27 protein-coding genes and 1 pseudogene are annotated in these 22,886 nt (G+C 33.4%); 2 read left to right on the top strand and 26 right to left on the bottom strand.

The annotated features are described in order from the left end of the window. The 10 genes from BUA82_RS05695 to BUA82_RS05740 are packed head-to-tail and all read right to left on the bottom strand — an operon-like array spanning nucleotide 1 to nucleotide 4,449. Nucleotides 1–252 (bottom strand): hypothetical protein, encoded by a 252-nt coding sequence (locus tag BUA82_RS05695; RefSeq protein ID WP_073005546.1) that lies wholly within the window; start codon nucleotides 250–252, stop codon nucleotides 1–3. A 56-nt stretch (nucleotides 253–308) separates the two neighbouring features. After that, nucleotides 309–611, bottom strand: a complete 303-nt coding sequence (locus BUA82_RS05700; RefSeq protein WP_073005548.1) for a hypothetical protein — start codon at nucleotides 609–611, stop codon at nucleotides 309–311. A 58-nt stretch (nucleotides 612–669) separates the two neighbouring features. Continuing rightward, nucleotides 670–1,221 carry a hypothetical protein gene (locus BUA82_RS05705; protein WP_073005550.1) on the bottom strand — a complete coding sequence of 184 codons (552 nt, stop codon included), beginning with the start codon at nucleotides 1,219–1,221 and terminating at the stop codon, nucleotides 670–672. After that, the gene (locus BUA82_RS05710) at nucleotides 1,214–1,582 is read right to left on the bottom strand and encodes a hypothetical protein (RefSeq protein WP_073005552.1); all 369 of its coding nucleotides are present in this window, start codon (nucleotides 1,580–1,582) and stop codon (nucleotides 1,214–1,216) included. The genes BUA82_RS05705 and BUA82_RS05710 overlap by 8 nt, the downstream gene beginning before the upstream one ends. Beyond that, nucleotides 1,582–2,004, bottom strand: a complete 423-nt coding sequence (locus tag BUA82_RS05715) for a hypothetical protein (protein WP_073005554.1) — start codon at nucleotides 2,002–2,004, stop codon at nucleotides 1,582–1,584. The genes BUA82_RS05710 and BUA82_RS05715 overlap by 1 nt, the downstream gene beginning before the upstream one ends. Then, nucleotides 1,997–2,314, bottom strand: a complete 318-nt coding sequence (locus BUA82_RS05720) for a phage head completion protein (protein WP_073005556.1) — start codon at nucleotides 2,312–2,314, stop codon at nucleotides 1,997–1,999. Before BUA82_RS05720 ends, BUA82_RS05715 begins: the two co-directional genes overlap by 8 nt. After that, nucleotides 2,314–2,610, bottom strand: coding sequence for a phage head-tail connector protein (locus tag BUA82_RS05725; protein ID WP_073005559.1), 297 nt, complete (start codon nucleotides 2,608–2,610; stop codon nucleotides 2,314–2,316). Before BUA82_RS05725 ends, BUA82_RS05720 begins: the two co-directional genes overlap by 1 nt. Continuing rightward, nucleotides 2,594–2,875, bottom strand: coding sequence for a Rho termination factor N-terminal domain-containing protein (locus tag BUA82_RS05730; RefSeq protein ID WP_073005561.1), 282 nt, complete (start codon nucleotides 2,873–2,875; stop codon nucleotides 2,594–2,596). The genes BUA82_RS05725 and BUA82_RS05730 overlap by 17 nt, the downstream gene beginning before the upstream one ends. 15 nt (nucleotides 2,876–2,890) lie before the next feature. Then, nucleotides 2,891–3,880, bottom strand: coding sequence for a major capsid protein (locus BUA82_RS05735; protein WP_073005563.1), 990 nt, complete (start codon nucleotides 3,878–3,880; stop codon nucleotides 2,891–2,893). Nucleotides 3,881–3,900: 20 nt separating this feature from the next. Further along, entirely contained in the window at nucleotides 3,901–4,449 is a 549-nt protein-coding gene (locus BUA82_RS05740) for a phage scaffolding protein (protein WP_073005565.1), read from the bottom strand. Between the two features lie 189 nt (nucleotides 4,450–4,638). On the opposite strand from BUA82_RS05740, the gene BUA82_RS05745 reads away from it, so the two are divergent. Further along, on the top strand, nucleotides 4,639–4,824 hold the full coding sequence (locus tag BUA82_RS05745) for a hypothetical protein (RefSeq protein WP_073005568.1): 186 nt from the start codon (nucleotides 4,639–4,641) through the stop codon (nucleotides 4,822–4,824). A 161-nt stretch (nucleotides 4,825–4,985) separates the two neighbouring features. Here BUA82_RS05745 and BUA82_RS05750 read toward each other — a convergent pair whose 3' ends face one another. From BUA82_RS05750 to BUA82_RS05800, 11 genes and pseudogenes are all read right to left on the bottom strand, one after another. Beyond that, complete coding sequence (locus BUA82_RS05750) at nucleotides 4,986–5,180, bottom strand: DUF485 domain-containing protein (protein ID WP_143148580.1); 195 nt, start codon at nucleotides 5,178–5,180, stop codon at nucleotides 4,986–4,988. Between the two features lie 59 nt (nucleotides 5,181–5,239). After that, on the bottom strand, nucleotides 5,240–5,515 hold the full coding sequence (locus BUA82_RS05755; RefSeq protein ID WP_073005572.1) for a hypothetical protein: 276 nt from the start codon (nucleotides 5,513–5,515) through the stop codon (nucleotides 5,240–5,242). A 3-nt stretch (nucleotides 5,516–5,518) separates the two neighbouring features. Then, nucleotides 5,519–6,904 (bottom strand): minor capsid protein, encoded by a 1,386-nt coding sequence (locus BUA82_RS20945; protein WP_073005574.1) that lies wholly within the window; start codon nucleotides 6,902–6,904, stop codon nucleotides 5,519–5,521. Next, the gene (locus BUA82_RS05765) at nucleotides 6,894–8,333 is read right to left on the bottom strand and encodes a phage portal protein (RefSeq protein ID WP_083599806.1); all 1,440 of its coding nucleotides are present in this window, start codon (nucleotides 8,331–8,333) and stop codon (nucleotides 6,894–6,896) included. Before BUA82_RS05765 ends, BUA82_RS20945 begins: the two co-directional genes overlap by 11 nt. A 12-nt stretch (nucleotides 8,334–8,345) precedes the next feature. Beyond that, entirely contained in the window at nucleotides 8,346–9,758 is a 1,413-nt protein-coding gene (gene terL, locus BUA82_RS05770) for a phage terminase large subunit (RefSeq protein WP_073005576.1), read from the bottom strand. Continuing rightward, nucleotides 9,751–10,335, bottom strand: a complete 585-nt coding sequence (locus tag BUA82_RS05775; protein WP_073005578.1) for a terminase small subunit — start codon at nucleotides 10,333–10,335, stop codon at nucleotides 9,751–9,753. Before BUA82_RS05775 ends, terL begins: the two co-directional genes overlap by 8 nt. A gap of 42 nt (nucleotides 10,336–10,377) precedes the next feature. Continuing rightward, on the bottom strand, nucleotides 10,378–11,400 hold the full coding sequence (locus BUA82_RS05780; protein ID WP_073005580.1) for a DNA cytosine methyltransferase: 1,023 nt from the start codon (nucleotides 11,398–11,400) through the stop codon (nucleotides 10,378–10,380). 289 nt (nucleotides 11,401–11,689) lie between these two features. Beyond that, complete coding sequence (locus BUA82_RS05785) at nucleotides 11,690–12,262, bottom strand: hypothetical protein (protein ID WP_073005582.1); 573 nt, start codon at nucleotides 12,260–12,262, stop codon at nucleotides 11,690–11,692. Between the two features lie 224 nt (nucleotides 12,263–12,486). After that, nucleotides 12,487–13,868, bottom strand: a pseudogene (locus BUA82_RS05790) (SNF2-related protein). Next, nucleotides 13,865–14,143, bottom strand: coding sequence for a VRR-NUC domain-containing protein (locus BUA82_RS05795; RefSeq protein ID WP_073006202.1), 279 nt, complete (start codon nucleotides 14,141–14,143; stop codon nucleotides 13,865–13,867). Before BUA82_RS05795 ends, BUA82_RS05790 begins: the two are co-directional and overlap by 4 nt. 327 nt (nucleotides 14,144–14,470) lie before the next feature. Continuing rightward, on the bottom strand, nucleotides 14,471–16,894 hold the full coding sequence (locus BUA82_RS05800) for a virulence-associated E family protein (RefSeq protein ID WP_242948926.1): 2,424 nt from the start codon (nucleotides 16,892–16,894) through the stop codon (nucleotides 14,471–14,473). A 134-nt stretch (nucleotides 16,895–17,028) separates the two neighbouring features. On the opposite strand from BUA82_RS05800, the gene BUA82_RS05805 reads away from it, so the two are divergent. Next, complete coding sequence (locus tag BUA82_RS05805; protein WP_073005584.1) at nucleotides 17,029–17,820, top strand: hypothetical protein; 792 nt, start codon at nucleotides 17,029–17,031, stop codon at nucleotides 17,818–17,820. Nucleotides 17,821–17,916: 96 nt separating this feature from the next. On the opposite strand, the gene BUA82_RS05810 is transcribed toward BUA82_RS05805, so the two are convergent. The 5 genes from BUA82_RS05810 to BUA82_RS05830 form a co-directional block, all read right to left on the bottom strand. Beyond that, nucleotides 17,917–19,872 carry a DNA polymerase gene (locus BUA82_RS05810; protein WP_073006206.1) on the bottom strand — a complete coding sequence of 652 codons (1,956 nt, stop codon included), beginning with the start codon at nucleotides 19,870–19,872 and terminating at the stop codon, nucleotides 17,917–17,919. Nucleotides 19,873–19,918: 46 nt separating this feature from the next. Further along, nucleotides 19,919–20,476 (bottom strand): hypothetical protein, encoded by a 558-nt coding sequence (locus tag BUA82_RS05815; protein ID WP_073005586.1) that lies wholly within the window; start codon nucleotides 20,474–20,476, stop codon nucleotides 19,919–19,921. 92 nt (nucleotides 20,477–20,568) lie between these two features. Continuing rightward, nucleotides 20,569–21,123, bottom strand: a complete 555-nt coding sequence (locus BUA82_RS05820) for a DUF2815 family protein (RefSeq protein ID WP_073006209.1) — start codon at nucleotides 21,121–21,123, stop codon at nucleotides 20,569–20,571. Nucleotides 21,124–21,323: 200 nt separating this feature from the next. After that, nucleotides 21,324–22,469, bottom strand: coding sequence for a DUF2800 domain-containing protein (locus BUA82_RS05825; protein ID WP_073005588.1), 1,146 nt, complete (start codon nucleotides 22,467–22,469; stop codon nucleotides 21,324–21,326). After that, complete coding sequence (locus tag BUA82_RS05830; protein ID WP_073005590.1) at nucleotides 22,469–22,885, bottom strand: hypothetical protein; 417 nt, start codon at nucleotides 22,883–22,885, stop codon at nucleotides 22,469–22,471. Before BUA82_RS05830 ends, BUA82_RS05825 begins: the two co-directional genes overlap by 1 nt. Nucleotide 22,886: the final 1 nt, after the last annotated feature.

Here is a 22,886-nt window from a genome sequence, read left to right on the forward strand (position 1 = left end):
CTACCTCCTCCTTTCTTCAAATGTTCTTATTGCTTTTGTATCTGCTTTAGTTTGCTGTAATCTCCATAAGGTCTTAAGAAATTCTCTGCCTTCTTCTGATTGTTTTAAATTGTATATCCATGCCTCTTTTTTATAGAGCAAATACTCACTCATACCTAAATTTAAAACTTCATTGAAATTTAACCCTGAATAACTGCTAATGTTTTTAACTTCACTTGTACTAAGCGAAAATAAATGTTCCCATTCCTCCATAGGAAAGTACTTATCTAAAACAGCATTTCCGTATGGCTCATCTGGAATGGGAACTCTTAGTTTGGGTCATTTAAAGGTTCTTTTGTAAAACTCACTATAGAAATATAAATTTTATTTACTACTGATTGAGGTAATTTCTCTATTTCTTCAACTGTAAAACTTACTGAACTAGTATTTCTGTTTAACATTTCAACAACTAAATCAACTTGTTTAGAGTATATCTCTTTAGGATCTTCTGTCATTTCATACTCAGATACCTTTTTAAATAGTGATGGGGTTAACTCTTGTACCTTAACCATTTTTCCGTTTATCTTAAAGTCTATTGTCCTATTTATATATTTATCTAAATCTATTAACATTGCTTTCCCTCCAAAATAAAAGAGCCTTTATTTCTAAAGGCTCTTAAAATATTATTTTCTATGCTCCTAATGCTGCTACTTCTTCATCTGTCAATTCTTCTTCAAATTCTGCCAGGAATCCTTTAATATACTCTATAGCAGTTATTTCAGAATCTACAACTACTTCCTTTTCTCCAAATTCCATGGTAAAACCATTTCCACCCTGCCCTATCATGGTAAATCTGATTTTTTTGCCGTTGTCTTTAGTGTGAACAAATCTTACAAGTACATTTTTAAGACTTCCTCCACCACCAAATGTTAACTTTCTAACCTTTTTAACTTTATCAGTTGTGAATTTAGCAGTAGAAAGAAGTGATATTCTTTCCATTACCCAGGTCAATAGGCCTGTCTTAAAGGTTATATCCTCTTTAGTTATAAAAGATTTTACTGTCTTACCATAACTATTTTTAACGTCATATTTTTCCGGCTTGTAGTCTACACTTGCGCCACCAGAAGTATGTCCTACATTATGAGTTTCACTTTCTATTACTGTATTTTCTGGAATAGCCTCCCCAGTAAATTCATACATGTAAACTTCACCAGCGCCTAATAATATTTCATCATTAGCCATTTTTACACCTCCATTTTATTATAAAAATTAATGTATTCTCATACATCTGTAAATCATCCCTAAATAAAAGCCCTCCACCACCTACAGAACTCTTAAAATAAGTGTTTCCATAAGCAATAAAGGACTTATCTTCTTCCGTATCCATTATTTTATTTATTTCTGTTTCTATTTCTTTTACCTGGTCATAGTCGGACCATATAACCTTTAATTCTAATTGAGATTCTTTAATATGTCCCCCACTTATAGGAGTAAAATTATAAACTACAGAAGGCTTTTTAATATCAGTAGTGAATATAGGAAACAATCTATCTTTTAACTTAACTATACTGTCTTCTATATAATTTTTAATATCTATTTCCACTACTTATCACCCCCTAAAATTTTGTTTATTTTATCTTTATTAAATATCTTAGAATACTCTAAAAATGGTTTAGGTCTTTGCCCTACTGTAGTATGCCACCCTTTATACTTTCCACTTTTAGCCTCATACTTCCAAGGTGTTTTTCTCCCATCTCCATTAACTGCATAAACACCTGTACCCTGGTGTACATAAGGAGCAATTTCCATACTATTAGCTACAGTTCCAATTATCTCTGTTGGTGTCAAGCTAACATCATGAAACATAGCAGCTCTTAGAGGCCCTTGGTCAACTGGACAATTCTTCTTAGCTTCACCTTCTAAGAAAATACAGCCTTTTTCAGTATTTTTCAATACCTCCGTAATCTGTTTATAAGTAGCTTCCTCAAGGCTTTTCACAAAGTTTCTATTATCTTCACTAGACATTAGTATCAGCTACTTTTAAATAAAGTTGAGTTAATCTCCCTTTAGTCTTAGCAGATAGTATATTATATACTGTATCGCCTTTCCTAATCCTGTTTATACCTTCTTTGATGTCTTTATATCTAGTGAGCCCAGTATGGCTAGAATCGTTGAATTTAGCGCTCTGTGTGTTTATTCTATCATCTATATCATATATAGCAACGGCAATAGTAATTGCTTTATCCCAGGTTTCTTTAGTAGCTCCTGAAGGTGTTCTGATTTTAACCTTAGTTTCTAATATTATAGGATACATATCTCTATTAATGCTAGGCATTAAAACTTCACCTTCCTTATAGCCCCAAGCTCCTGCTTTATATCTTTAGGAAGACCATCTATAAAACTTTGAGATATTCCACTATAGCTTTCAGAGCTTAACCCCTCTGAGCCTAAAGTATTATATCTAATAACTACAATTCTTCTTATTAGGCTTTCAGCCCTTCCTGGTAGTTCTTTTATATTACAATAATTTAAAATAAACTCCTGTACATCTTCTACCATAAGATTTAACAAATCATCTTTTGAAGTGTCTGCTATAGACATTTGAAGAGCTATTTTAATCTTGTTTAACATCCTCAACACCTTCCAGAACTTTTATCAACTCATCTTTCTTCATATCAGAGTAGCCTTCTATTCCTTTATCCTTTGCTAACTCCTTAAGTTCTTTTACTGTTAACTCTTCTATTCTTTGCTCCTCTTTAGTGACTTCATATCCTTTATTTCTAAACCAATCTACTAGCCATTCATTTTCTGTTTCAGCTTCTCCATTAATAAAAGAAACACCGGCACTAAGGCCAGTGTATTCTTTATTTGGAGCTAGTATTTTATATTTAGCCATAAATATCTCTCCTAACTATTTAATTTTTATATTTCTTAATACTCCTGCTGATCTAGAGTTTTTCAGCGCAACTGCAGCAACCATTTCAACTTCACCTTTTTTCACTGCTCCTGGTGCGTTTAAATCTGGTAGATAGGTTTTTATAATTTTATCACCTTTAACAGTAACACCGTGGAAACCACCTAGGCTTATGTTTGTAGCAAATAAATCTGTAAGCCCATCAGTTTCGGTGCTTGCGATAGTTCTTTTTTGAATTTTAACAGTAGGTATTGTACCAGTAGTATCATCTACATAGTATCCTAAATCCACTAATGGTATAATCCCTCCATATGATTCAACTTTTCTACCAAAAGCATCCTCTGATTGAGTTAAATACCCAGCTCTTCTTGCACAAGCTCTTATCTTGGCCATGAGCTTAGCATTTCCCATTAACATATTAGGAACTCCATCTAATTCAGATAGAAACTCATCTAATATATCAATAAAATCTTTATAGTTTGTATCCACAGCTCCGGAGGTTGAAAGATCAATGATTTTATCTTTGTTAATCTCTGTACTTGATCCAGCTAAAGCTTTATCTAATCCATCAAAAGCCTTTGAATCCACGGCACTATCTCCATTAATAACAGTGTAGTGGAATAAATTAGATGCGGCCTTAATCTTTTCTTTAAGTTGGAAATCCACTTCATCTACTGCGCCTGAAGTATTTGCTACTATTCTGTCTAGTTCAAAAGCTCCTCCGAATATTTTAAGATCTACAGAATGTTTCTCTCTCTTTGCTTCCTGAGGAGTATATTCAGAGTTTATTGCTCTAAACCCTGCTTGTGCTGGAGTTTTTAACCTAGTATACCCATAAGTAAGGGTACTCCCTCCTGTTCCAGGGGAAACCGCATCATCGAATATTAATTTATCTAGTAATAGAGAGTTTCTCCTAAATTCATCTATAACCATCTGGTCTACTTTATCTGCCATTGATACTTTTGCTTCTGCTAATGTAATTGCCATTTATATCACCTTTCCTTTTTTTATTGATATTTTTGTGCTAATGCACTTCTTAAATCTGTAGCTTCTTGTGGGGTTGGATTATTTTTTCCATCCCTAGGTTCATTTCCAGAAACAGTTGTCTCAAATAAATATGTATCACTCTTCTTAAGTGCTTCTACCTGATCTGAAAGTCCTATTATGTTTTCACCATCAAGCTTTACATTCTCCATATTTAAAAGAGCCTTTACTGCTTTTATATTTTTAACATTTGCCCCTTTAAGGGCCCCATCTACTGCATAATTAAACTGCATATCAGATATTTTCTTTTCATAATCTGATACTTTGTCTTCATACTCTTTTACTTTAGTTTGAAGAGTATTATTATCAGTATTATTTTTCTTTAGATCCTCGATCGTAGCATTAGCTGTATTTATTTGTTCATCTAGAGCTGCTTTCTGCTCTTTAAGTTTGTTGTATCTCTCTTCTATCTTCTCTTCTGTAGTAGTAAAAATCTTATTTTCTTTCATCCCTCCTATAATCTTCTGTATTTGTTCATCTGTGTAACCTAATTTTTTTAATAATTCCTCCATGTTATCCCTCCTATATTTACGCTTTTATACGTGTTTTGCTTCACAAATATAGTTGCTTATTTATTCTTTTACGCCTGTAATAAAGCTAAAAAGGCAAAATAAAAAAGCCTTATTCCTAAGACTTAAATAACAATAGTTTGTATATCTACTCTCAAATATGGTAAAATTTTGTTGAAAGGGGGTATACATATGCCTAGATCAATTACCAAGACTGAACTTGCTGAACTTATCTCTGAAACCGCAGAAAAAGTTTGTAACGCCAATAGTAAACTCTTAGAAAATCAACCAGATACTACAATCCAAATTGCAGTTAATATTGCATCTTATGTTACAATGTTAATTCTTGATGAACTGGATGTACTTAGATTGGATTAAGAGTTATATTGAATTGCTTTTGTTGTCTCTTAATTCATCAATAACAACTTTAGCAATTTGCTTAGAATCAATAGTTAAGATTACATGCTGTTCCTGAACTGGCACTTCATGAACAGCTATTTTTTATACTTAAGCAATATTTATCTTTTTATTTTCCAATTCTATTCCTTCTTACTAATTTGACATATGCCATCTTTACATGCATTTTCTTTTTCATTGATTTTCGATACTGCTTCCCTCATTTCAGATAATAGCTTAGTATCTTCTTTGTTCCTTTTGTAAGTAGTGTAGTTTACATATATACCAGTCAATAAAAACACTATAATCAGTATAGATAATATAATATCCACCTTCACCCCTCCTTGATTTTAAACATAATAAAAGCACCTACTATTTTTTATTTAGTAAGTGCTAACTAATTTAATATATTCTCTAAAAGATTTAAAGCTTTTTCTGAATTACTTTGAATGTAACCACCATAATCTATATCAAGTACTAATTCAAATTCTTCTTTCAATATATTGCAGCTATATATGTCCTCTGATGGTCCTACTATTTTATTGCCTATACTAACAGAGGGGTTACTTTTTAATATATCTACTATTTCATTGAAAACTATCTCTTCATCAAGCCTTTTGTAATTAGTGAAAAACAGTTTATCTTTTTGATTTTGAGTTTTATATATTCTCACAAGTTACTCCTCCTTTATTCCAGCAATTTTATCATATTTCTTATTTGTTGTTTGGCTACTTCTTATTATATCCACATAAGCTTCCTCGTTGGATAGCCCATATTTTAACTTTTTGTGTTCTATCAATTCTTCAAATGATGGATTAGGATGTTTCGTATCTAGATTTTTTCTTTCTTCCTGGTCCTTCATGAGGTCACGTGCTTGTATTCTATAAGTATTTCTTAACTCATGAGCCTGTCTTGCTTGTTCTTGTATTGTTTTAGATGTATCAATCAAATTTGGTATATTTTCATCATGCCATTTATACCACTTTCTAGTTAATAAATTACTGCAATTTTCATGAAATGATGGTATACTATCAAAATCTTTTGTAACAAATACTTCGGAGAATTTATCTTTAACCTTTCCCCATTCCTCACTATTATTATACTTTAATCCCTGGAACTTATCAAAGGATTTAGGTAGTTCTTCTCCTAAGACTTCTTTATATTTTTTGTATTGTTTCATATCTGTTTCATAATTTTTCTTCATTTTATCTTTTATTTGTTCATCTGGAATACTTCTTCTTTGCCATTCTTTCTTAACATCTTCTTTAGCGATAGCATGACTATTATTTGCAACATCATCATCTATAATCGGAATATAAGTACATCTACAATTAGCGTGTAATGGTAATACTGGAGCATCTCTCAAACTATACTTATTACCATGCTTTACTCCACATACTGGGCAAGTCCTTTCATCAATGGCTGCCCATAACTGTATCTTTTCGCATCCAGCATCTTTATAAGCACTTTTAGCACTTTCATTTAAATAATGCATGGTTTCACTTCTTACTAATCTATGGCATATATTAAATTCCTTATTCATCCTATTATTTAGTTGGATTGCCATTTCAGTAACTGTTTTACCTTGTATAAGTCCATTGGTTACCACATCATTTAAATTAGTAACTAATACCTGTGTATTCTTCCATAGTCTAGTGGAGAAATTACTTCCTTCCCATTGCTTCCTTAAGAACTGCTCCATAAGTTTTTTAGGTGGTTCATTGAAATCTGTCTCACCTAATGCTACTCTTACATTTTTATAAACTTCTTTAAATCCTTGTGTAGCATTGTCTATATAAAACTTTTCAACATTTTCTCCAAGTTCACCTATTATACTTTCAATGTTCTTTTGCAACTTAGTAAGTCTGTCAAACTTATGCATATCACTTAAGGTTGGTGTTGAGGTTTTCATTTTCTCTGAAACTCTATATAGTTCATCGGAAATATTTAAACTTGCTTCCTGGTACATTTCTAATAAGGCTCTGTTCTTTTCTTCTAAGTTATTATAGGTGGTCCATGTGCCATTAGCTATTCTCTTTTCCCAGTACTCACTACTCTTCATTTACCCCACCATCTTCCGTAGGTATCTTATCTTTGAAAGGTAGATTAACTTTCTCTTCTTCCTCTAGCCTTAAGAGTTCTTCCGTTACATCTTCAACAAATGGGTGATTCTCTAACAATGTCTTCTTTGATACAATTCCTTGAGATTCATTAACATTCTTGATTGTGTCAGATGTATTTATTAGCATATTTCTAACAAAAGTTACTTTAGCTGTTTTATAATCATATGTGACCTTATTAACTATCTTTAAATATTCAGCTATGAACCAAAACAATTCATCAAAAGCATTTTTAAATTTTCTCTCCATCTGATCTGATTTTAAATCTAATGCTGCATACAAAAACTTGAGAGCAACTCCTGAAGGAGAGTTCCCAAATCTATCTGTATCCTTATCAACACCTTTACCAAATGTATATATATCTTTCTTTAATCTGTCTAAATGCTTTTCCACCGCATCCACATTCACATCCGGCGATAACTTATCTACTCCACCATCATCATCAACCTTAACAACTTTATATAGCTTTAAATCATTAAGAAATTCAGCTAAATCAGTACCACCATAGTTCTTAAGTACAAAAATAAACCTCGCAATATCATCCAATGTATTAGATGTATCGGAGGTATTTTTATCATAATCATCTACAAGATCTTTGAAGTATGTTAAGTCATTCTTTTCTCTGCTATTATTTCTAAAAGGTATAAATGGTACCTTACCCCAACTTTGATATGCACCATTAACTAAGAAGTGTCCTATAGGATCTCCTTCTCCTGGTGCTTCTATATCAGGAATAAGACTTCCCTTATAATTTGTATAGTAAGATACTGTATCCTTTGTCCAATATTCCACCTTCTTAACATCTGTTTTTTTGATACCTTCATAGGTTTCCACATAGTAAAATCTTATAAGCGCTTCAAGCTCTTCTTTAGTGCTATCCTTGTATATAGGAATTATTTGTTCACTTTCATGTTTCCTAAACTTTATTTCTCCCTTTGAGTTTATATATGGTTGTAGCCATGCTATCCCCTTGTTACTTGCCTCTACGCCTATTTCTTGAAGCTTATCATCAAATTTATAATCTAATATCTCTATAAGCTTTTTTTGAAATTCTTCATCATCTGCAGTAATTTTGGGACTTGTACCTAATAAATAGCTTACCTTTTCATCAACTAAAAGATTAGAATATCCATGAGATAGTTTATTATTTGGTCTTTCTGTATCTTCTACCTTTTGACCATCAATATATTTATACATTTTCCTTTGTTTAATATCATTTTCATTATCATAATACTTCTCACCAATGAGCATATCTCTTCTTTTCTGACTGTTTTCAAAATCTTTAATATAGTTATCTATGATCTGCTCCTGTGCCATTGATGGGGCACTAGGTACTATCTTCCCTAACAGTGAATTTATTATTCCAGGCACATTAATCCCTCCTTACTTTAATACTGACATGCCGCTAGACTTGTTTATATTCTCCGCTACCCCTGTCGTAGCATCTGGGCCATCATCATGAGCATTCTTACCTTCTCTTTGATATTTCACCATAGCATTATAATATTCAGGCCACTTATCTCTCCAGTTCACTGGATAATAGATATGATCCATAACCCAGGTAGCATTGGAAAGTATTCTAGCTATCTTGTTTTTACTTTGATGGAACCATTTAATTTTAGTTTTATTACTACCAAACTTTTCTTTTAATATCCTCTCTACACTTCTAGCAAATCCCCGTCCACCATTATTACTTTCTATATCAGCTATATTAACTTCATTTTCATAAAGACGTTTTGCTGTCTCTTCTTCCGTAATCTCCATTGGATCCTTTGTGTAATAAACATCTAGTATATAAGCTTCATTGTTATATATTCCATAGATTATTACGCATAGGTAATCTGCGCCTTCATCTGCAGTATCTATATAAGCTTTAATTTTAGTAAATAGTGGATTACCCCTGCTATCTCTAGGTATGTCCGTGTAAGTCTTAAAGCTACTGTATAACTTTCCTTTAACGTCTATAGGCTCCTGTTGGTAGTTAGCACTGGCAATATCAGAACCCATGGCCTTTACTTTGTTCATATAGCTTCTATAGCTTAATACCTCAGGGCAAAGCATTTCTTTTTTCTCTTTGTCAACTAAAGCCTTCATGGATATATGTCTAACTTTTATTCCTTGTTCTTTATAATACTCTAGAGCTCTACCAGCCAAATCTCCAGTTGCCCACCTGGTCATTATAATAATTATCTTTCCACCTTCTTCTAAACGTGAAAGCATTGTATTAGTAAACCAATCCCAGTGCTTTTGTAGAACATTCTCGTTATAAGCTTCTTCCGCATTCTTTATTAAGTCATCTATAATCATAAGGCTACAACCAAAGCCTGTTGCTGTTCCTGTGGGAGAAGTAGCCAAGTAGTTATTATATCCACCTTCTAAGGACCATAGGTTCATGGCTCCATCACCACGTTTAATTGCTACACCAGGGAATACATCACTAAATACTGGCTTATACTTATCTGCTTTTTCTTCTTGAATGCTATTCCTAACATTCTTAGAAAACATAGTAGATAAGGTTTCATTGTAGGATCCTGTCATAACCTTTTGTGTTTGGTCTCTTCCTAAAACCCACTCTACAAGTAATCCAGCTGTTCTACTCTTTCCATGCCTAGGCGGTTCATTAACTATCATTACCTGTTCATCTGAAGAAAGAAACTCCTGGAACTCATTACAAAGCTCAACTAGATATTTTCTATCAGGCTTATAGAAGTCCGGTGCTTTTAGATTGCAATAAAAAAAGAACTCACGTCTTGCAAGTTCTATCTTTGCATCTAATGCTATTTGCTTTTTATCCATCATCATCACTCAATTGGGCCAGTCTTAATAACTGCTCAGTAGTTAAACCTTCATATGGATTATTAACTTTCATATTTCCTGTAACTTCTACTTTATCTTTAAACATGCCTAAGTGTTTACCTAATTGAATAAGAGCATTATCTCTACAATACAATTTAAACTTAAATTGCCCATCCTTGCCTATGCTTATCTCTGATATGTTTTTTGTATCAATTTCATCACTATCTTTCATATTAACTATAGTTCTATAATCTTGCACTGGTAAGCCATTAACATCATATCCTACAAACACTTTCTCAGTTTTGAATGAAAGATAATTTTTAATATCATCATTAGCTATACTTGCAATCTCTCTAATCACATCATCTTGTTTTATTTCTGTCCTTTTTTCCCTATCCTTCATCCGCTTATCAATATAATCTTTAACCTTAACATTTCTTAACATTCTACTAGCTGCAGCGTTAATAGTTTCTTCCTTCTTGCAACTAGGATAAGCAACTTTATAAGCTCTAGTGGCATTAAGGTCCACTAGGTATTCATCAACAAATATCTTCTGTTTTGGTGTTAACTTGGCCATAATGCCACCTCCTTACTATATCTTGTTTATGATTTTTTTAATCTAATAAATTATACCTTTTAAACTCTCTAATATGCTCTCTGCAACTTTAACATCTATACTATTGCCAGCCATTTTGTACATTTGAGTATCTGTCATATTTTTATTGTTATAAAATCGTTTCTCAAAAGCTTTTCTTACTTTCCAGTAATCTTCATCATTCCAACCTTGTAGCCGCCAAGTTTCTAGAGGTGTAAATCGCCTTACCCTACATTGCACTATTTTAGGCACACTATCAGATCCAGTAACTAAAGTTGGACTTGCACCTAATTCACTAAAAACTCTTTTATTCATATCTCTCAATGTTGGACTTTCTATTTCCCCAACTCTGATTAAACCATGTTTGCTAGGACTTGAAAAATCACATATTCTTCTTTGTACATTATCTAAGAATTTTTTAATATACTGATTATCTTTGCAATAATATTTTTCATCTACAACTTTTTCAGTAATACTGTTTAAAGGTATTAAACCCGGTATTGGATCTTTAAACTTAAAAGTTTTGTTATCTATATCTTTTCTGATGCTTACAACAAAAACTCTTTCCCTAGAATGTGCTGATCCATAGTTAATTCCATTTAAAACTTTCCAATATGAGTTATAACCTAACTTGTCTAGCTCATCTATTAATCTATTAAAATCACCTATAAACATTTTGCTTACTAGGTTTTTCACATTTTCAGCTATAGCCACTTTAGGCTTACCTTCTTCAATGATTCGTAATGCTTCAAAGAGTAAACCACTTCTAGTTTCTCCCTTAATAATTCCCTTTCTTTCTCCTGCTAAACTAATATCTTGGCATGGAAAACCATATGTTACTAAATCTATATTCTTAAAATTAGATCCATTTACTTTACATACATCCCATAAATTTTTACTTTCTTCTACATCATGTAAAATTGAATATGCATAACTCGCATACTTATCTATCTCACAATAGTTTACAATTTCATATCTAATTTTTTTATTACTTGCTGCTCTTTCAAAAGCTCCTTTTCCACTAAATAGACTTAATGTTTTTACCATTGTTACACTCCTTATATTTGATTTTTTGGGTTAACTTTACACACCTAACTCGTAACCAAATATAAAAAGAGAACCTAAATACTAGGTTCTCCTGAATCAAAAACCAATATAGGTTAGCTATTTACCTAAAATAACACCTACAAAAGCTTTAGTATATAATTTTTCACAATGCCATTATACTATAGTATAAAATGCATCTCAATCCCATATAAAAGGACAACTTTTGAAACATAAATTTCATATACTTTGACTATATTACTGGGTTTGTATGCATTTTGAAAAGGACATTTTAAAGCTTTATTCCATCAATTCCAAAAAATAAAATACTTAAATCCTCCACTGCTTCTCTTACATCCCTTCCTACCGTCTTTACACTCAAATCAAAGTGCTCTGCCACTTGCTCATAGGTAGGTGTTATATCATCCTTAGATGGATCTATATACATATACTTTATTATCTTGTATCTTCTCTCTTTAACTCTGCCTTCACTCTCACATATAGATTCATAGTACTTAATAGCTTTATTAATATGTCCAACTATAACTAAAGTTCTTATCTTTGTCCTACTCAAAGCCTGGACATACTGTTCCTCGTCATTCACTGCTTCGATATCATCTAACACATCTATTGCATTCTCATCATAGATTTTATCTATTATATTATTAGCTATTTTATTATGTGCTTTTAAGCCTCTATAATGCTTTAATAATAGCCTAGTGTTCCTTAATCTTCTATCGTATCTCTTTTTAGTCTTATAATACTCTTGCTCCTTTATATAATTTATACCTTCTCTAATACCAATTTTAATAGCTTCTTCATAACTTATTGTTTTAGTTTCTTCTAAAGTTTTTTTCTCTATCATATGTTATTCACCTCGTTTGGCTCCTATTAGTAATGCCGTAAATAAGCACCCGAGGGTACCTCCCAGGAATAGACCTATTATAAACTTAAGCATCTTATCGCCTCCTGTTACTAGCTCTTTGAACACTTTTAATGTGGTAATCGAAAGCTTCATTCTCACGTTTTTTCTTATTAAACTCTATCTTTTTGATTCTCTGTTTTACGTATTTCATAAAATTTTCTTTGTTATCCATCTATACCACCTTTTAACCTAGCTTTCACAGCTTCTAAAAGCATATTTTGATTTACTTCTTTATTGGCCAAGGCATTCATAACATCTTCATCCACGGTACCTTTAGCAACTAGGTGATGTATTATAACATTCTCCTTTTGCCCTTGTCTGTGAAGTCTTGCATTAGCCTGTTGATATAATTCTAAACTCCATGTAAGCCCAAACCAAACTATGATGTTTCCGCCGTACTGAAGATTTAAACCGTGTCCTGCTGAAGCTGGATGCAATAACGCAACTTCTATTTCTCCATTATTCCAGGCTTTAATATCTTCTGAATTATCCAACGTTTGATATTTAACTTTAAGCTTATCTAACAGCTTGGATATTCTATCAAAATCATGTTTAAAGTTATAAAACACTAACACTGGTTTACCATTGGAAATATCAACTATTTCTTCAAGTTTATTTATCTTTTCATCATGTATATTTATTACTTGCTTAGATTCTGTATATATTGCACCATTGGCCATCTGTAATAATTTATTAGTCAATACTGCTGCATTAGCTGCTGTTATATCTTCACCATTTAATTCTAAAATTAGATCCTTCTCAAGCCTTTTGTACTCTGCCTTTGCGCTATCTGATAAAGGTACCTCTATTCTATTATCTATTCTTTCAGGAACATCTAAATAATCTTTAGCCATCATGGAGATGCATATATCCCCAATCTTTTCATGTATGGCTTTTTCTGCCCCATCTTTTAATTCCCAGTTATAAACTACATAGCCATTCCTTCTTCCGGGACTAAAATATCTTTCCCTGTATCCAGTAATAGTTTTACCTAACCTTTGCCCGCCATCTAACAAATAAATCTGCGGCCATAAATCTATTAAGCTATTAGGTGCTGGTGTTCCAGTAAGCCCTACTATTCTTTTAAAGTATGGTCTTACTTTCTTTAGTGCTCTAAACCTAATTGCCTTAGAAGATTTAAAGCTTGATAATTCATCTATGACACACATGTCAAAGGGCCAGGCACCAAAGTATTGCTTAACTAGCCATTCTACATTTTCTCTATTAGTAACATAAATATCAGCTTCTGTACTCATAGCCCTTTCTCTTTGCTTTGGTGTTCCTAAAACTTTGGATATTCTTAAATGTTTTAAATGGTCCCACTTCTCTACTTCTGTAGACCATGTATCTTCTGCCACTCTTAAAGGTGCTATAACTAAAACTTTTTTTATTTCTCCAAGCCAAATAAAATTATCTATAGCTGTTAATGTACTAACTGTTTTACTAATATTCAACCCATCCCCATATCAAGGAACAGACCTGCTGCTGAATTGTCTATAACATGATTTATCGCATACTCTTGATAACTCCAGGGGATAAATTTCATACAACCACCTCCTCCATAAACTCTAATACTTTTTCTATGCTATCTATTATTTCAACTCTAAATCCTAAAGCTCTCAATTCTTTTATTCTTTTATTCTGTATAGGTCTTGGCTTTTCTCCTGGTGCTTTAAGTTCAACAAATATTAACTTTCCATGAGGTAAAAGAACAATCCTATCAGGCACTCCTGACATCCCAGGGCTAACAAACTTTAAAGCTTTACCACCAATCAGCTCAATTTCTTTTTTAAGTCTTTTCTCAATTGTACTTTCTTGCAAAATATCACCTTCTTTTTTAAGTGGAAACAACGGAAACAAAAATCCTATTAAAAAATAAAATCCTTATATTAGGCGTATATAGGTGTATATGTATATACGTGTATATGCCTAATTATATAAATAATACTTTATATATAAATTGTGTTTCCATTGTTTCCGACACTGTCTAAACCATTGGCATTACTAGGTTTTAACCGGAAACACAACCGGAAACAGAGCGACTTTTTATGTTTCCATTGTTTCCGGTTGAAAATTGCTAGTGGAAACAACGGAAACAATATCGGAAACAGATTTTTAAACTTTGTTTCCGCTCTTCCTGTAAATTTTCTATATTAATTTGCGTGTGTAGGCCCTCTGTTTTCCGTAAATTTTTCCAAAACTTAAAGGCGAGTTATTTTTCTCCCAACCCTTTAAGCCTTTAAGAATATCATTAATTTCTCTACTTTGAAGTGGATTGAGTTGCTTAGGATCCCCATTAAAAAGCTCTACCCATATTTCCATAACGCAAGTTTTATCTCTTTTTAGGGTACCTTCCATGGTGTCTCCAAACTCTGTTCCCTGAATGTAATTTTTTCTTTCAGATAATCCTAGCTCATACCAATTTACAGGTAATAATTTATTGAGATACTCTTCTATTAATCCTGCCTTGGCACTTTCTTCTGAGTGGTCTTCCTGTTGCTTTTGAGCTTCTTTTTCTTCTTCTGAATTTAGATATAATGGTTCTCCAGCTTTATAGAGGTCTACTGCTTCTGCCCATATTTGTCCTATTTCATATTCTGTTAGGTCCTTAAATACGCTTTTAGTATGTGGGATTACACCTACATCTATTGGCCAGAATCTTCTATTACCTGTTTTATCCCTAAGGAACTCCCTATCATTAGTAGTACCTATGAATATGCACTGCCTAGGGAATCTGCTTGTCCTTCGGCCATAAGCTACTCTGTATATATCTTCCGTTTTACTTAGGAAGTGCTTAGTGGCTTCAATATCGGCCTTTTTTGTGGCCATCATTTCTCCCATCTCTAGTATCCACACACCCTGCAGCTGTTCATAAGCTTCCTTTCCGGATACAGTGGTTAAACTATCTGAGTACCACTCCCTACCAAGCTTTTTAATAATGGTACTTTTACCTATTCCCTGAGGCCCACTTAGCACTGGCATGTTATCAAACTTGCACCCAGGGTTAAGTACTCTTGCTACTGCAGCTACTATTATTTTTCTTGTTACTATTCTTATATATCTGCTATCTTCTGCCCCTAGGTAATCTATAAATAAAGTGTCTATTCTCTCAGTACCATCCCATAGAAGGTTATCTAGATAATCCTTTATAGGATGAAAAGAGTTGTTTTCAAAGGCTAGTGCTAATGCATCAGCACACTTTGCAGTGGAGCTAATTCCATAATACTTTTCAATAAACTCCCTAAGTCCACTATCATCAGTATCATTCCAATCCGACTTATTATCTTTAGCTCTCCATGGAAGCTGTCCAATAACTACAGCTCTATTAGAAAACTCATTGTAAGCTATCTTACCTTTAAGCATTGGGTCATTTTCTATTATTAGAAGAAAGTTGCTTATTGTACTTTTAACCTTCCCCTGCTCTGTATACATAAGCTTTTTTACCCATTCAGTGTCTAGTTCTTCCTCAACTATTCCAAAATCCTCCTGGGCTCTTTCCATACGTTCTTTACCTAGTGTTAGCATTACCTTTTCGTCTGAGCTTGCAAACTCTGACATCTTAGTAAAAGAAGGTAGCCTATTAACTGGAGTGTCTAACTTAGCTTTTTCATCCAGGTGCCCAAATCTGTGTATTCTTACTAGGTCGAATGCATTACACAATATTCCGCTAGTTGGATCCGTACCATGATGGCTATAGCTGAATTTATCTTCATAGGTTACTACACCACCTGCAGTACTTCCCAATGCATAAGTGTATCTAGTATTATCAGCTCCTGGCACATAAATATCACTTAAGAACTCTGCTATTGCTTCTGAAATACTATAGGTCCTGCAGAAGGCACCTATAATACCTTTCTTCTCCAGTGGATCTTCTTGCTTCTTAAGCTGACTATCTAAATGCGCCCTTGCTCTGCTACTCTCTGGCCAATAAGATACATCTTTCCAATCTAAGTATCTGTTTAAAATATCATCAGGGTTTAACCAGGTACCATCTTGTACTTTGAATATATAATCACCATCTGCACTAGTTGATGGCCAATACATAAGCCTATGAGGTTGATATGTGGTATCGTCGAACTGGTCTATCCCTAAATCATCTGCAAGCATTCTCGATATTGCCTGATATTCATCCGGAAGCACCGGCCTACTTAAAGGAATCACTAATCTTAACCTTTGGTTATCGGGTGCATGTGTGTGAGTTGAATACATTGCTATAGAAAAGCCCCACAACAGCTCTATACTGGACCATATATCTCCTGTAACATAATCTAAGTCCAAGGTTATTAAAGTCCTATTAGCTATGTTCTCTGATTTTCTACGGCCATTCTTTATGCTTCCGCCTACAAAACCACCAACGTCCTTTATTCTATCTCTCTCAGGCTTAGGGAGTTTCATATACTCTGCATAAGTTTCAGGTGTCCTTGTTGTATTTTTAAGCTTTTCTACTAAATCTGACCATAGAATATTTCTATTTTTCCAGTGAGTTTCATTTCTACTTTTACCTGTAGCAAGTGCCACGGATCCATCATATTTAATTTTATATATTGAAGCATTATTTATTTCCGTTTTCAATTTATCACCCCCATTTTAAAAAACTTAATATTCGGAAGTATTGTTGCATTACGACAACTTAGTGTAATATTATTGTAATTTCTCCATATATAGACTAGAATTATTTATATACTATTTAAGAAAGGAGGTACATTATGGACTTAAATACGGCCCTTAGTTCTGCATCGTCGTTAGCCTCACTTATATTGTTTGGGTTGGAAATATATAAAATAACAACAAATAAAAAGAAACCTAAAGGTATTGATAATACTAGCTCTATCAGTTTTAATAATGATTCTCATGATAAAAATATAAATATTTATAAAGATATAAAAATCTATAAAAACAATGATTCTACCAGTACAATAAGCAATAGTAGTTCAAATGACTTTGGTATTTTTATTGTCTTTTTTATTGTCATAGGATTTATACTTAGTAAATTTTACTTAGATAATCGTTCATCAATTGTCTTTTGGATTATTATCTTAGGTATATTAAGTTTTGCTGCTACTGTAACTTGTATACTAATACTAGCTAAAAATAAACTAATTACTAATTGGACACTATATATACAAACTATTAAATGGTTTCCCTTATTTATAGGAATAATTTTTATCTATAACCCACTGTATAATTCAAGCAGTCTTGATATTGTAGCAGAATTAATAAGAAAAGGAACCGGGTATGGTAATATACTCTTTAAGTATCCTTATGAATTTCTATTCTTTCTTTTTCAAGTTCTAGGACTAGCTGCTATGGCCATAGTTTTTATAGGATATCTAACTTCTACTATTAAGACTATGATTAAATCTTTAAAAACTAATGTGCCAGCAAAGAATACTTCTAAAAAGGATGTAATAACTTATATTACAATATTATTTTTTATATTTGTTTTTGTAAGTGGACTGTACGTTAAGTTTTTTAACATGATTTCAAAAACTATTTAAGTAACATAAAAACTATATTTATATATAATAGGGTACTTATTATACATAGTATTTTCTAGCCGAGTCTCATCTGATAAAAGAGTTGACTCGGCTATATTAATCTTTCATATAATAATTACACTCATAACCATCTGCCTTCAGTGGAAGACTTGGAGCCCACTCTATAGGTTGCCCCATAATCTCTCCTACTTCTTCCAAAGAGCCTACTCCTATAGGTACATCTAAAACAACTTCATCATGTACATGCATAACTATGTTATATCTTGCTTCGTCAAGTCTTATCATTGATTCTGCTAGGCAGTCTCTTGCTGTAGCCTGAACAATATTCTCTACAAGTTTAGGCCCATAAGTATCTTGTCTTGTCCATTGCTTTGAAGTCTGTTCCATACCTTCATATGTTATTTTGTCACCGCTAAATGTCTCATGTGGTTCTATCTTAGGCCTTATATAACTTAGCTTTCTTCCTGAAGGTAGCTGTATAAATAAAACCCCTGGATCATATATAAACTTAAGTCCATATTGCAAGTTAACGGTGGTTCTTTCTCTAATAGCTTTTTTGGCGGCCTTATCTACATCCCACCAAAATTTTGTTATATGAGGACTTGCAGCTCTCCAATCCCTTACAAGCGGTTGTATTTCTTCCTCAGGAATGCTTCCTGCCTTATCCATGGATTTTATGGCTCCAACACTTCCACCATAACCAAGGGCTAGCTCTGCTATCTTTCCTTTTTGTCTTAGGTGCCCATTAATACCATGCTTTTCTACCGGAACTTTAAACATTTGTGATGCAGAAGCACAATATATATCTCCATTATTCTTAAAAACATCTAATCTCCATTGTTCTCCTGCAAACCAAGCTATCACCCTAGCTTCTATAGCTGAGAAGTCACTTACTATAAATCTATTGCCTTCTGATGGTATAAAAGCTGTTCTTATAAGCTGTGATAATGTATCTGGAATACTTTCAAATAAAAACTCTACTTCATCAAAATTGCCATTCCTTATTAATGTCCTAGCCTCATCTAAGTCCGGTAAATGATTCTGAGGTAAATTCTGTACCTGAACTAATCTTCCTGCCCATCTACCAGTCCTGTTAGCTCCATAAAACTGAAGTAATCCTCTTACCCTTCCATCTTCACACCTAGCAGCATTCATAGCCTCATACTTCTTAATGGAGGTCTTGGCCATAAGTTGCCTTAACTCTAAAACTCGTATAACTCTATCATCTTTAGCGGCTTCAATTAATCCTGGTATACTATCCTTAGTTAAAGAAGTTACTTCGTATCCTACACGTTCACTAAGCCATTTTTTAAGCTGTGCTGGACTGTTAGGATTATCTAGTCCTGTTATCTCTCTAGCTTCATTTTCTAACCTTTTAGAGTATACTGTGTCACACTCTATAGCTTTTAAAGCTAGATCTATATCTAAGTTAATACCTAAATCATTTATCTTTTGGTCTAATTGCCAAAGCCTTTGTTCCTTATCTAATGTTTCATATCTACTTAATTTATTTCTAATTTCTCTTTCAACTTCAACGTCTCTTTTACAATACTCTTTGAATAGCTCCCACTTCTCCGGATCATGTTCAGGAAGGTTTCTAGTTCTCTTACCATTAGTTTTAGTAGGTTTGCAAGGTTTACAGAAATATTGAATTAATGCTTTACCTTCTTTCATCTTCTGCTTATCTTCTTCAAAATTAAGTGCCTTACCTACCATATCAAGAGAGCCAGGCAATCCTATAGTTAAAGCTTTTACCATGGTACATTCCCATTGCTCCGGTGGGCATAAGGCTGGGTATTGATTCTTTATTGAATTTCTTTCAAAATTAGCATTAAATGCAGTTTTTAAAACATTAGGATCAGTTAATGCATAAAATATATTGCTGGGTAGTTTTTCACCATTTGCTAAATCTACTATCTGTACCGGATCATCATCAAAAGCATAAGCAAATAGCATAATTTCAAAAGAAGGATGTTCACAGTACTTATAAGCACCTACTTTACTTATGTCTAAATCACAATAGGTTTCAACGTCTATACTTAAAGTATCAATAAATACCACCTACTTTCTTAAAATTATATTTTCTTTTTATTGAGTACTATTTAATATATTTTTCAAAATGATGCCTTTGCCTGTCGTTTAAATATTTTTTATTGTTTAGATACCATTTAATCTGATGTTTATTAGGAGGAAAAATATTATCACTTTCAACATAAGATGATTCATTACTATTTTCATTTCCTCTTGAAAATACAAAAGCCCCCGCACACTCTTGATTACCATTATCTATCCAGTTTATAGTTGAAAAATGCCCACCATACTGGCATTCAACAAAAATTCCATCCTTTGTCAAAATTCCTATTATACCTTCTCCCTCTATGAAATTTTTAGGTCTTGAAAATCTGCTGTAGTTATAAACATCGAAATCTACATCATCTACCAAATAAAAATCATTAATACCAACTAGCTTCTTTTCACCAAATATTATTGTTTCTGATAACTCTTCTTTTTCTTCCTCTGATAAATCCGCTAAGCATAAGCTCTTACAAAGTTTTTGCTTACATTCCTCATATGTTTTATTTTCAGCATAGTATAAATTTCTAATAAAATCCGTAAACCATTGTCCATCAACTTTAAAATAAACGCTTTCGGACATTCTCATTCCCTCCATATACTTATTTCGCAATAATTCAAATTACAAATCTATTGTTTAATTAAGGGTGAATATTTCGTTCACCCTTATATGTCTTAACCTAGGAAGTCATCTTCTGCAGATCCTACACTATCAAAATCATCTTCAGCTCTAGTAAATCCTCCTAGTGGCTCTCCATCTTCTAACTTTTGTACATTACCTAATCCTGCTGCTATGCCTTTGTTTCCTGAAGCACTGTAAGCATAGAAGTTAAGAGTTAATCTAGCATAGCATCCTGAATAAACTTCTGTAGCATCTAGTACAGGCTGTACATTCTGATCTACTATCCCAGGCTTATTCTTACTGTTGGCATTAAGGAAGTAACAATTTGCATATGCCTCGTCGTCTGGTCTTTCTTCATCCCCATCTCTTAAAGGTGTTTTTAAATTAGGAGGTACTTTACCACCAAACTTTGCCTTGCCTTGTTCCTTAGCTTCTGCAACTGCTTCTTTGATAGCTTGGAGTGTTACTGTATCTGTCTTAGGTATAATTACACTAACTGAGTATTTAGCTTCATTTCCTTCTATCGCATGAGGCTCAAATAAGTATGCATAGCTTAATCTAACCTTTCCTGTAGTTACCTTTGTTCCTGTTCTTTTCGCTTTTATCATAATTAATTTTTCCTCGCTTTCACTATCTATATTATTTAAATTAATAAATCTCTCTGCTAATTGTATTTCTGCTTTATTTAGCCACTGTATCCATTGGCCACAGTCTCCGCAGTATAGGCCTGTATGTGGTCCATGTGCCTTTATAAATAAATCTACACTTCCACACTTTGCACAATAATAATTTTTCAAATTATCACATCCTATTTAAAATCTGCTTCTGGAGAATTATAAACTTCTCTTTTATCACTCTCAGGTGCTAATGTTGGTTTACCTGATGGCTTAATAATGTAGTCCCCTAAGAGCCTAGTAACTTCTTTCTTACCTATTGCTGATTCTATCTTGGTTATTCCATCTAGTTTTTTAGTGTAGATAATGCTTTCTAGGAAACCTTGGCCAAGAAGTATCTCTCCTACTTTATCTTCATCAGCCCATTTTCTATTGCTTCTACCTTCAACAACTTTCCAGCCTGGATACTCTTCACCTTGCAGAGCTTGTTCCAAAGCATACTCCTGAACATCTTTAGCCCACTTAGCTAATTCGTCAGCTTTACCTAAGATATCAGATATTTCAGCATTATCTAAAACATTAGGGTCTGAGAATTCATATTTAACTAGTTCCAGGTTCTTCTCTGCTCTAGCCTTACATACTGCTTTGGCTCTACAGAAACCACAGTGGTCACCGGCACAGAATTCCCCTTCACCTTTAAATGCTAATTCTGCAGTAGGCCTTAAGACTTCTTCTGCCCATCCTATTAACTCTGCCACTGACATTTCATCAGTAGATATAGAATCTAATCTTGGCTGTATAATCGTCATTTTTACTTTTTCTATGTCATACAGAAATGAGAACTCTGCTATAGCTCCTAAGGCATATAATCTCATTTGTTTATTACCTATGGCACTTACAGGAACACCCTTTCCATACTTAAGGTCACATATCTCCATAGTGCCATCTGCAATTATTACAAAGTCACCGGTACCGAACCCTTCCGGAACCCATTCACTGAAGTCTAATCTTTGTTCTATCTTGAATAATGCATCAGGTGTCTTTGCTTTAGCTTCTGCCACTTTCTCCATACAAGTATCTACATAAATGTCTACATAGTCTGGCATGTCTGCAGTATAAAGCTCATTAGCTTGTATCTTTTTAACTTCTGAATTATATTTTCTTGTAGATATAAGTTCTAAATTAATCTTTAGCCCTAATTCTCCTAGCTCATGTGCCAGTGTTCCTTCTCTAGCGAACTCACTGGATGTGTTTTCAAATTGTTCCTCTAATCTTGCACTAGGAGGACAAGCAAGCCATCTACTTGCCCCACTAGCACTTAGTATTGCATGCTTGGCCATTATAATAATTCCTCCGCATCTTTTAGTGCTGCAGCATAGTGTTCTTCTTTTAAGTCAGGAAGTTTGCTAGCACCATATTTTGAGGTAATATCCTTAGCCTCTTTTTGCTTACCTGCTTTAATTAGCTTTGTAAATACTGCTCTTACCATTTCCATGGTTACCTTCGGCTCTTCTTTCTCTGCGGAAGGTGCTTGCTCATTAGGCTCTTCCTGCTTTGGTTCTTCCTTAGGTAGTTCTTCAGATGTTTTTGGGGCTTTAGTTGCTTCCTTCTTACTTTCTTTCTTGGTCTCCTTCGGGGTTTCTACTGGTGTTGGTTCTCCTTGCTTTGGTTCAACTATCTGAGCCCCATTAGTTCCAAAAGTTTTTATGAAGCTTAGTAGCTCCTCGGTACTGTTAAATTCTGCTGTAATTTTCATA

Origin of the sequence: Clostridium amylolyticum (assembly GCF_900142075.1) — a bacterium.
In the GTDB taxonomy this organism is placed as follows: Bacteria; Bacillota; Clostridia; order Clostridiales; family Clostridiaceae; genus Clostridium_AA; species Clostridium_AA amylolyticum.

Bases quoted from the DNA above. Each gene is read 5' to 3' on its own strand.
- BUA82_RS05695 (WP_073005546.1), bottom strand. From the start codon at position 252: ATGGAGGAATGGGAACATTTATTTTCGCTTAGTACAAGTGAAGTTAAA.
- BUA82_RS05700 (WP_073005548.1), bottom strand. From the start codon at position 611: ATGTTAATAGATTTAGATAAATATATAAATAGGACAATAGACTTTAAG.
- BUA82_RS05705 (WP_073005550.1), bottom strand. From the start codon at position 1,221: ATGGCTAATGATGAAATATTATTAGGCGCTGGTGAAGTTTACATGTAT.
- BUA82_RS05715 (WP_073005554.1), bottom strand. From the start codon at position 2,004: ATGTCTAGTGAAGATAATAGAAACTTTGTGAAAAGCCTTGAGGAAGCT.
- BUA82_RS05720 (WP_073005556.1), bottom strand. From the start codon at position 2,314: ATGCCTAGCATTAATAGAGATATGTATCCTATAATATTAGAAACTAAG.
- BUA82_RS05725 (WP_073005559.1), bottom strand. From the start codon at position 2,610: ATGTTAAACAAGATTAAAATAGCTCTTCAAATGTCTATAGCAGACACT.
- BUA82_RS05730 (WP_073005561.1), bottom strand. From the start codon at position 2,875: ATGGCTAAATATAAAATACTAGCTCCAAATAAAGAATACACTGGCCTT.
- BUA82_RS05735 (WP_073005563.1), bottom strand. From the start codon at position 3,880: ATGGCAATTACATTAGCAGAAGCAAAAGTATCAATGGCAGATAAAGTA.
- BUA82_RS05740 (WP_073005565.1), bottom strand. From the start codon at position 4,449: ATGGAGGAATTATTAAAAAAATTAGGTTACACAGATGAACAAATACAG.
- BUA82_RS05745 (WP_073005568.1), top strand. From the start codon at position 4,639: ATGCCTAGATCAATTACCAAGACTGAACTTGCTGAACTTATCTCTGAA.
- BUA82_RS20945 (WP_073005574.1), bottom strand. From the start codon at position 6,904: ATGAAGAGTAGTGAGTACTGGGAAAAGAGAATAGCTAATGGCACATGG.
- terL (WP_073005576.1), bottom strand. From the start codon at position 9,758: ATGGATAAAAAGCAAATAGCATTAGATGCAAAGATAGAACTTGCAAGA.
- BUA82_RS05775 (WP_073005578.1), bottom strand. From the start codon at position 10,335: ATGGCCAAGTTAACACCAAAACAGAAGATATTTGTTGATGAATACCTA.
- BUA82_RS05780 (WP_073005580.1), bottom strand. From the start codon at position 11,400: ATGGTAAAAACATTAAGTCTATTTAGTGGAAAAGGAGCTTTTGAAAGA.
- BUA82_RS05785 (WP_073005582.1), bottom strand. From the start codon at position 12,262: ATGATAGAGAAAAAAACTTTAGAAGAAACTAAAACAATAAGTTATGAA.
- BUA82_RS05805 (WP_073005584.1), top strand. From the start codon at position 17,029: ATGGACTTAAATACGGCCCTTAGTTCTGCATCGTCGTTAGCCTCACTT.
- BUA82_RS05815 (WP_073005586.1), bottom strand. From the start codon at position 20,476: ATGTCCGAAAGCGTTTATTTTAAAGTTGATGGACAATGGTTTACGGAT.
- BUA82_RS05820 (WP_073006209.1), bottom strand. From the start codon at position 21,123: ATGATAAAAGCGAAAAGAACAGGAACAAAGGTAACTACAGGAAAGGTT.
- BUA82_RS05825 (WP_073005588.1), bottom strand. From the start codon at position 22,469: ATGGCCAAGCATGCAATACTAAGTGCTAGTGGGGCAAGTAGATGGCTT.
- BUA82_RS05830 (WP_073005590.1), bottom strand. From the start codon at position 22,885: ATGAAAATTACAGCAGAATTTAACAGTACCGAGGAGCTACTAAGCTTC.